At 70.8% G+C, this 8,002-nt stretch carries 9 protein-coding genes; 3 read left to right on the top strand and 6 right to left on the bottom strand.

Annotated elements, in window-relative coordinates; all coding sequences use genetic code 11:
- Window positions 1-174 precede the first annotated feature (174 nt).
- Window positions 175-891 carry a phosphonate metabolism transcriptional regulator PhnF gene (phnF, locus tag ACTS11_RS07725; RefSeq protein ID WP_442639748.1) on the top strand — a complete coding sequence of 239 codons (717 nt, stop codon included), beginning with the start codon at window positions 175-177 and terminating at the stop codon, window positions 889-891.
- Here the strand turns inward: phnF and ACTS11_RS07720 are convergent.
- Genes ACTS11_RS07720 through ACTS11_RS07700 form a run of 5 tightly spaced genes read right to left on the bottom strand, consistent with a single transcriptional unit; the run spans window position 888 to window position 5,190 of the window.
- Window positions 888-1,277 (bottom strand): carboxymuconolactone decarboxylase family protein, encoded by a 390-nt coding sequence (locus tag ACTS11_RS07720; protein WP_442639747.1) that lies wholly within the window; start codon window positions 1,275-1,277, stop codon window positions 888-890. The genes phnF and ACTS11_RS07720 overlap by 4 nt on opposite strands.
- 27 nt (window positions 1,278-1,304) lie before the next feature.
- A complete protein-coding gene (locus ACTS11_RS07715) occupies window positions 1,305-2,228 on the bottom strand; it encodes a LysR family transcriptional regulator (RefSeq protein ID WP_442639746.1) in 924 nt (307 codons plus the stop codon).
- A gap of 4 nt (window positions 2,229-2,232) precedes the next feature.
- Entirely contained in the window at window positions 2,233-3,750 is a 1,518-nt protein-coding gene (locus ACTS11_RS07710; RefSeq protein WP_442639745.1) for a tripartite tricarboxylate transporter permease, read from the bottom strand.
- A 28-nt stretch (window positions 3,751-3,778) separates the two neighbouring features.
- Entirely contained in the window at window positions 3,779-4,219 is a 441-nt protein-coding gene (locus ACTS11_RS07705) for a tripartite tricarboxylate transporter TctB family protein (RefSeq protein ID WP_442639744.1), read from the bottom strand.
- Window positions 4,216-5,190 (bottom strand): Bug family tripartite tricarboxylate transporter substrate binding protein, encoded by a 975-nt coding sequence (locus ACTS11_RS07700; protein WP_442639743.1) that lies wholly within the window; start codon window positions 5,188-5,190, stop codon window positions 4,216-4,218. The genes ACTS11_RS07705 and ACTS11_RS07700 overlap by 4 nt, the downstream gene beginning before the upstream one ends.
- 367 nt (window positions 5,191-5,557) lie before the next feature.
- On the opposite strand from ACTS11_RS07700, the gene ACTS11_RS07695 reads away from it, so the two are divergent.
- Together ACTS11_RS07695 and ACTS11_RS07690 are read left to right on the top strand one after the other, a co-directional pair.
- Window positions 5,558-6,526: a hydroxymethylglutaryl-CoA lyase gene (locus ACTS11_RS07695; protein ID WP_442639742.1), complete on the top strand. Its 969-nt coding sequence runs from the start codon at window positions 5,558-5,560 to the stop codon at window positions 6,524-6,526.
- Window positions 6,523-7,713 (top strand): CaiB/BaiF CoA transferase family protein, encoded by a 1,191-nt coding sequence (locus tag ACTS11_RS07690; protein ID WP_442639741.1) that lies wholly within the window; start codon window positions 6,523-6,525, stop codon window positions 7,711-7,713. The genes ACTS11_RS07695 and ACTS11_RS07690 overlap by 4 nt, the downstream gene beginning before the upstream one ends.
- Window positions 7,714-7,720: 7 nt before the next feature.
- On the opposite strand, the gene ACTS11_RS07685 is transcribed toward ACTS11_RS07690, so the two are convergent.
- Window positions 7,721-8,002 (bottom strand): enoyl-CoA hydratase/isomerase family protein (locus ACTS11_RS07685; RefSeq protein WP_442639740.1); only part of this gene is annotated, 282 nt, incomplete at its 5' end.

Genomic DNA, 8,002 nt, shown 5'->3' with positions numbered 1-8,002 from the left:
CGAGAGCCGGGCGCGCCGCGCCTCCGTCGCCCCGTCGCCGTCCTTGTTCGGGAGGGCCTGAACCGTCGATTCCGACATCTTGCGCTGTTGTCCGTTTATTTATACAACTATACAAGTTCATACCCCGCGGCCCCCCCCTGGCGCAAGCCCGGCCTCGTGAAGTTTTGGTGACAGATGGGACGACCGGCACTCTGGACCTCGATCCGCGACGCGCTCGCCGAGGAGATCGCGCGCGGCCATTACGGCCCCGGCGACCGCCTGCCGACGGAGGCGCAGCTCGCCGGGCGCTTCGGCGTGAACCGTCACACGGTGCGGCGCGCGCTGGCGGCGCTGGCCGAGGGCGGCACGGTCCATGCACGGCGCGGCGCGGGCGTCTTCGTGCAGCACCGCGCGACGCCCTACCCGATCGGGCGGCGCGTGCGGTTCCACCAGAACCTCGCGGCAGCGGGGCGCGTGCCGGAGAAGCGCATCCTCCTCCTCGAGACGCGGGCGGCGAACGGCGCCGAGGCCGAGGCGCTCGGTCTCGGGACGGAGGCGCAGGTCCATGCCTACGAGGGCCTCAGCCTCTCGGACGGGCTGCCCATCGCGCTCTTCCGGTCGGTCTTCCCGGCGGCGCGGGTGCCCCGGATGCTCGAGGCCCTGCGCGAGACGGGCTCGGTCACGGCGGCCTTCCGCGCCCACGGGATCGACGACTATACCCGGTCGCGCACCGAGATCACCGCCAAGATCGCGACGCCGACGCTGGCGGCACAGCTCCGCCTGCCCTCGGGCTCCGCGATCCTGCGCACGGTGGGCGTGAACGTCGACGGGGCCGGCGCGCCGGTCGAATACGGGCGCACCTGGTTCGCCGCCGACCGCGTGGCGCTGACCCTCGGGGCCGAGGACGTCTAGAGGAGGCCCCGCTCCTCCAGCACATTGCGCGCCGTGCGGAAGCACTCATGCGCCTGCGGCACGCCGCAATAGATCGCGACGACATGGCAGATCGCGCGGATCTCCTCGGGGCTGACGCCGTTGTTGAGCGCGCCGCGGCAGTGCAGTTCCCACTCGTGCATCTTGCCGAGCGCGCCCAGCATCGCGAGGTTCATCATGCTGCGCGTCTTCGCGTCGATCGCGTCGTCGCCCCAGCCGAAGCCCCAGCACCAGGCCGTCATCGCCTCCTGGAAGGGGCGGGTGAAGTCGTCCGCGCCGTCGAGGCTCTGCTGCACGTACTCGGCCCCGAGCGTCGCCTTCCGGCGCGCGAGGCCCTTGGCGAAGAGGTCGTCGTCGAAGCGGGTCATGGCGTGTCTCCTTGCGGTCGTGCGGCGTCAGGCGGGCTGCCCCTGCAGCGTCGCGATCAGGGCCGCGGTCTGGGGCGAGATGACCTCGCGGTCGCGCACGGCAAGCAGAAGCTCGCGTGTGGCCCATGGCTCGTCCAGCGGCACCATGGCGAGGCGCGCGGCGTCGAGATAGGGCTCGACCGCGCCGAAGGGCAGGACGGCGACGCCGAGGCGGGCCTGCACCATGCGCCGCACGCCGTCGAAGCTCTGGACCGCGACCTGCGTGCGGATGCGCGTGCCGAGGTCCTCGGCGCGGCGGTCGAGGAAGGCCTGGATCGAGCTTCCGGTCTGGAGCGCGACGAAGGGCTCGCCCACGATGTCGTCGAGCCTCAGCGCCGCGCGCGTGGCGAGCGGGTGGCCCGCGGGCATCACCACGACCAGCGTATCGCGCCGGTAGGGCATGAGCGTCAGCCCCGGCGCCTCGGTGAGCCCCGAGAAGATGCCGAGATCCGCCCGCCCCGTGCGCACCGCCTCGATCACCTCGATGCTCGTCATCTCCGAGAGGCGGATGTGGATGTCGGGATAGCGCAGGACGAACTCGGCCAGGTCCTCGGGCAGGAACTGCGAGATCGAGGAGGAGTTCGCCGCCACCCGGATCGCGCCGCGCCGCCCGGTGGCGTGCGCGCCCATCTCGGCCTCCATCCGCTCGACCGCGTCGCGCAGGCGCTCGGCATGCCGCAGGAGGTCCTGCCCCGCGGGCGTCAGCTCGACCCCCCGCCGGTGCCGGTTCAGGAGCGTCACGCCGACCAGTGCCTCGAGATCGGCCATGCGCTTGCTGACCGCCGAGGGCACGAGATCATGGAGCGTGGCGGCATGGGCGATGCTGCCGGTCGCGGCGATGCTGCGGAAGAGTTCGAGCGTCAGGAGGTCGTGACCCGCGGCGCCACGGACCCGTCCGACCGTCTCGCTCATGCTTTCATCCCTCGGTCAGCCTTTCGGACTTGGACTGCTTGTGGTCGCGCACGGCAAGCCAGACCGACAGCGCCAGGAAGGCCACGGTCAGGATGTAGAGCACGACGGAGATCCAGCTCGCCACCAGGATCGACCAGTCGCCGTCCGAGATCGACATGGCGCGGCGCAGGTTCCGCTCCATGTCGCCGCCGAGCAGGAGCCCCAGGACCAGCGGCACGAGGCTGATGTCGAGCTTGCGCAGGATGTAGCCGAGCACCCCGAAGAAGACCATCAGCTCGAGGTCGAAGACCGAGTTCGAGATGCCGTAGACGCCGACGAAGGTGATCGCCGCCACGACCGGCATCAGCGCCCAGGTGGGCGTCATCATCAGCCGCGTGAAGATGCCGATCATCGGCAGGTTGAGGATCAGGAGCGCGACGTTGGCCAGGTAGAGCGAGGCGACGAGGCCCCAGACGAGGTCCGGCTGCCGCTCGAAGAGGAGCGGCCCCGGCTGCACGTTGAGCGAGATCAGCATCGCGAGCAGCACCGCCGTGGTACCCGAACCGGGCACGCCGAGCGAGAGCATCGGGATCAGCGCGCCACCCGCCGCCGAGTTGTTGCCCGCCTCGGGCGCCGCCACGCCGCGCGGGTCGCCCTTGCCGAAGGTGCCGTTCTTGTTCGACTTCTGCTTCTCGAACACGTAGGCCATGAACGAGCCGAGCGAGGCCCCCGCCCCGGGCAGCACGCCCGCGACGAAGCCGACGCCCGAACCCCGCAGCATCGCCCACCTGGTGCCCCAGATCGGCTTCCACTCCGGCAGCCAGCGGTCGACGCGGATGGCCTTGGTCCGGTGCTTGGCCTCCTTCTCCAGCAGCAGCAGGATCTCCGAGATCGCGAAGAGGCCCACGAGCGCGACGATGGGCTCGATCCCGTCATAGAGGTGGAAGCTGTCGAAGGTGTAGCGCGGCACGCCCGAGATCGGGTCGAGGCCCACGGTCGCCAGCACGAGGCCGATGAGCGCCGAGAGAAGCGTCTTGCGCGGGTCCACGCCCGCGATGCCGCCGATCGTCGCGAAGGCGAGGATGTAGAGCGCGAAGTAGTCCGCCGGGCCGAAATGGATCGCCGCCCGCGCGAGAACCGGCGCGAAGAGCGACAGGCCGATCACCGCGATGGTCGCGCCCACGAAGGAGGCGACGCCCGAGATGGCTAGCGCGTTGGCCGCCTGGCCCTGCACCGCCATCGGGTAGCCGTCGAGCGTGGTCATGATCGCCGGTTCGTCGCCCGGGATGTTCAGCAGGATCGAACTGATCCGCCCGCCGTACATGCAGCCGAAGTAGACCGCGCAGAGCAGGATCAGCGAGGAGGTCGGATCGAAGCCGAAGGCGAAGGTCAGCGGGATCAGCACCGCGACGCCGTTCACGGGCCCCAGGCCCGGCAGCGCGCCGAGCAGCGTCCCGATGAAGCAGCCCATCAGCAGCAGGCCGATGTTCAGCGGCGTCATCGCCACCGCGAATCCGCTGCCGATCAGCGAGAGCACTTCCATGGCACGTATCCCCTGCGCCCCGCCGGCCTCAGCCGAAGAGCGTCCCCAGAAAGTCGAGCGGCAGTCCCAGAACCTGGTCGAAGAGCGCCCAGAGCCCCGGCCCGAAGGCGGCGCCGAGCAGCGCGGCCTTCCACGGCGCGCCGCCCAGCACGATCCCCACGAGCGCGATCAGCCCGAAGGTCGCGAGCGGAAAGCCCAGCGGCTCGAGCAGCATCGTGTAGGCGATGAAGACCGCGAGCGCGACGCCCTGCCGCCAGAGCCGCTGCGGCCCCGGCCACTCGACATCGCCCGTGGGAAACACCACGAGCGACGCCGAGAGGATCATCATCGGGATCCCGACGATGACGGGAAAGACGGTCGGCCCCAGCACGTCGCCGAAGGTGATCTCGTAGTTCCCGGCCCCGAGCGTGTAGAGCGCCGCGATCGCGAAGACCGCGGCGCCGAAGAGCCTGACGCTCAGTCGCGTCATTCGATGACGCCGATGTCGCGCGAGATCTGCTCCATGATGGCCGCCTGATCGCGCACGAAGGCCTCGAACTCGTCGCCGCCGCGCCAGATCGGGACGAGGCCCGCCTCGGTCGCCGCCGTCTGCCAATTGTCCGAGTTGTAGAGCGTCTCGAGCCGCTCGACCCAGCCGTTGTAGGCCTCGTCCGAGACCTCGCCGCCGGTGTAGAGGCCGCGCCAGTTGTAGCCGGTCACGTCGATGCCCTGCGAGATGGCGGTCGGGATGTCGGGGAAGGCCGGGATCGGCTCGTCCGACAGCGCCGCGAGGACGCGGATGTCGCCCGATTCCACGAAGCCCGCGATCTCGCCCATGTCGGTCGAGACGACGTCGATCTGGCCGCCCATCATCTGCGTCACGGCATCGGTGCCGCCGTCGAACTGCACCCACCGGATCGCGCCGAGGTCTTCGACGCCCGCGGCCTGCGCGACCATCAGGAGGCGGATATGGTCCCAGCCGCCCGCGCCCGACGAGCCCGCGGTCACGAGCGCCGACGGATCGGCGACCATCGCCTCGTTCAGCTCGGCCAGCGTCTGGATCGGGCTGTCGTTGTCGACCGCGATGATGCCCACGTCCGCGCCGAGCATTGCGAGGTAGCGCATCGTCTCGAGCGGCGCGGGATAGCGGCCCTGCGCCATCTGCGTGACGCCCACGGTCGAGGTTGCGACGATCAGGTCCTCGTCGGCCGGACGCTCGGTCGCGACCATCGCGAAGGCCACCGCGCCGACGCCACCGGCCATGTTCGTGACCTGCACGTTGCCGTCGACGAGGCCGAGTTCGCCCAGCACGCGGCCGATGGTGCGGCAGGTGAAGTCCCAGCCGCCGCCGGGGTTCGAGGGCGCGATGCACTCGGTCGCGGATGCGGGAACCGCGGACAGCGTGACGGCCGCGGCCATCGCCGCGCCGAAGGTCATGGAACTCAGCGTGAGATTTTTCATTGGGGTTTCCTCCTCCCTTGTCGGAACCGGGCATCAGGGGATGCCATTCATCGCAAGTTTTCAAGTGGGCATGACGGGCGACGAAATCAGAATTCTCTTTTCGTCATGACAGAAGCACGCAGCGCGATGCCTGATATCCCCTCCCATGTGGCAATGCCACATCAGGAATGCGCCGCAATACTCTGTTTTCTTGTCATATATGCGCAACGGCCAGCTCCGCCCCGAGACCTCCCCGCGAGCATTTCCATCGGCCCGTCTGGAAGCGCCGGGGCCGGCCCGGACCGCCCTTGCCCGTCCCGAACGGCGCGCGCACACTCTGGCCGACCCGGGGCGAGACCCGCCCCGGCCGATACCGGAGTGACCGTCCATGCCGCAAGAAGACCCGGGCGCAGGCCCCGTTCCCGAAGGGTCCCGCATCACCGTCTGCGAGGTCGGACCGCGCGACGGCTTCCAGATCGAGGCGGCCTTCATCCCGACGGCGAAGAAGATCGAGATCGCCAACGCCCTCTTCGCCTCGGGCATCCGGCACATGCAGGTGACCTCCTTCGTCAGCCCCCGCGCCGTCCCGCAACTGGCCGACGCCGAGGAGGTGCTGGCCGGGATCGACCGGCCCGAGGGCGCGGTCGTCTCTGCGCTCATCCCGAACCTGCGCGGCGCCGAGCGGGCGGCCGCCTGCGGCGTCGATGCGGTCCACACCGTCGTCTCGGCCTCCGAGACGCACAACCTCAAGAACGTGAACCGTGCGATCGACGCCTCGCTCAAGGACTTCGAGGCGGTCTTCGCGCTCCTCGACCGCGCCGGCGTCGCCGTCGAAGGGGGCATCGCCACGGCCTTCGGCTGTCCCTTCGAGGGGGTCGTCCCGCCCGGGCAGGTGGCGCGCATCGCGAAACGCTACCAGGAGCTCGGCGCGCGCTCGGTCGGCCTCGGCGACACCACGGGCATGGCCACGCCCGCCACGGTGCGCGCCGCCGTCCGCGCGATCCGGGACGAGGCGCCGGGCCTCGGGATCAAGCTGCACTTCCACAACACCCGCGGCGTGGGCCTCGCCTGCGTGATGACGGGCCTCGCCGAGGGCGTCACCGAGTACGACGCCGCCGTGGGCGGGCTCGGCGGCTGCCCCTTCGCGGCGGGGGCAACGGGCAACATCTGCACCGAGGATCTGGTCTACCTCCTGAACGAGAGCGGCTACGACACCGGGATCGACCTGGAGAAACTCATCGCCGCGGCGAAGCTGACGCAGGAGATCATCGGCCGCGAGCTTCCCGGCCAGGTCATCAAGTCCGGCCCGCGTCTGCGGCGCTACGACCCCGGCCTGACGGCGACGGCGGCGGGATGAGCGGCCTTCCCCTGTCGGGCGTGCGGGTCGTCGACCTCACGCGCATCCTCTCCGGTCCCTTCTGCTCGATGATCCTCGGCGATCTCGGCGCGGACGTCGTGAAGGTCGAGAGCCCCGGCGGCGGCGACCCCGTGCGCGGACAGGGCAACATCGTCGACGGCCTGTCCTGGTACTTCGCCGGGTTCAACCGCAACAAGCGCTCGGTCGCGGTCGACCTGAGGCGTCCCGAGGGGCTCGCCGTGCTGGAGCGGCTGCTCGCCGAGGCCGACATCCTGACCGAGAACTACCGCCCCGGCGTGCTGGACGAGATGGGCCTGACAGCCGAGCGGCTGGCCGCGGTCAACCCGCGCCTCATCGTGGTCAGCGTGAACGGCTACGGCGCAACCGGGCCCTATGCCGACCGGCCCGCCTTCGACTTCATCGCGCAGGCCATGTCGGGCTACATGGCGACGAACGGCACGCCCGCAACGGGGCCGCTCCGCACCGGGCCGCCCCTGACCGACCTCATCGCCGGGCTTTATGCGGCCCTCGGCGCGGTCGCGGCCCTTCGCGGGCGCGAGGCGGGCCTGCCGGCGCAGCGGGTCGAGGCCTCGATGATGATGTCGATCCTCTCGATGATGGCCTATCTCTCGAGCGGCGCGCTCGCCACGGGCCGCGACCCCATCCCCACCGGCAACGACCACCCGATCGTCGCGCCCTACGGCCTCTTCCGGGCGGCGGACGGACATATCGCGGTCGCGCCCTCCACCGACGTCTTCGTGGCGCGGTTCCTCAACGAGATCGGGCTCGGCCACCTGCTCGCGGACCCGCGCTTCGCCGACAACACGTCGCGCGTGCAGAACCGGGTCGAGCTGAACCGCCTCGTCGACGCCGCGCTCGAGGGGGCGACGCAGGCGCACTGGATCGAGCGGCTGAACCGCGCGGGCGTGCCCTGCGGCAAGGTCCAGAGCCTGACCGAGGCGCTGGCAGACCCGCAGGTGGCGGCGCAGGACATGGTGCTCGAGGTGCCGCATCCCGGCCACGGGACGGTGCGGATGACGGGCTTCCCGGTGAAGTTCTCGCAGACGCCGCTGAGCGTCCGCCTGCCCGTCCCCGACCTCGGCGCGCAGACCGACGCGGTGCTGGCCGAGGCGGGCTACGATGCCGACCGGATCGCGGCGCTGCGGCAGGCGGGCGTGATCGGCTGAGCGGACCTCAGAACGCCGTCATCCGCCGCGTCGTCTCGGGGTCGAGGAAGCAGGCGACGGTCGCCTCGGTCTCGAGGTCGAGCGCCGCGCGGATGGCGCCGGGCGCGGCGTGGTTCAGCACCCGCTTCATCGCCCTGACCGAGAGCGGCGGGAGCGCGGCGAGGCGTTCGGCGACCGCGCCCGCCTCGGCCCCGAGCTCCGCGTCCGGCACGACCTTCCACGCCACCCCGCAGGCGGCGAGGTCGGCCGCCGTGTAGCGCTCGCCGAGATAGAGCATCTCGCGCGCCTT

The organism is Roseicyclus sp., assembly GCF_052168335.1.
Classification (GTDB): domain Bacteria; phylum Pseudomonadota; class Alphaproteobacteria; order Rhodobacterales; family Rhodobacteraceae; genus Roseibacterium.
The sequence above is the reverse complement of the archived record's forward strand: the minus strand, read 5'-3'. Positions and strand labels throughout refer to the sequence as shown.

Coding starts and splice junctions, on each gene's coding strand:
- ACTS11_RS07700 (WP_442639743.1), bottom strand. CDS start 5,190: ATGAAAAATCTCACGCTGAGTTCCATGACCTTCGGCGCGGCGATGGCC.
- ACTS11_RS07715 (WP_442639746.1), bottom strand. CDS start 2,228: ATGAGCGAGACGGTCGGACGGGTCCGTGGCGCCGCGGGTCACGACCTC.
- ACTS11_RS07695 (WP_442639742.1), top strand. CDS start 5,558: ATGCCGCAAGAAGACCCGGGCGCAGGCCCCGTTCCCGAAGGGTCCCGC.
- ACTS11_RS07705 (WP_442639744.1), bottom strand. CDS start 4,219: ATGACGCGACTGAGCGTCAGGCTCTTCGGCGCCGCGGTCTTCGCGATC.
- phnF (WP_442639748.1), top strand. CDS start 175: ATGGGACGACCGGCACTCTGGACCTCGATCCGCGACGCGCTCGCCGAG.
- ACTS11_RS07720 (WP_442639747.1), bottom strand. CDS start 1,277: ATGACCCGCTTCGACGACGACCTCTTCGCCAAGGGCCTCGCGCGCCGG.
- ACTS11_RS07710 (WP_442639745.1), bottom strand. CDS start 3,750: ATGGAAGTGCTCTCGCTGATCGGCAGCGGATTCGCGGTGGCGATGACG.
- ACTS11_RS07690 (WP_442639741.1), top strand. CDS start 6,523: ATGAGCGGCCTTCCCCTGTCGGGCGTGCGGGTCGTCGACCTCACGCGC.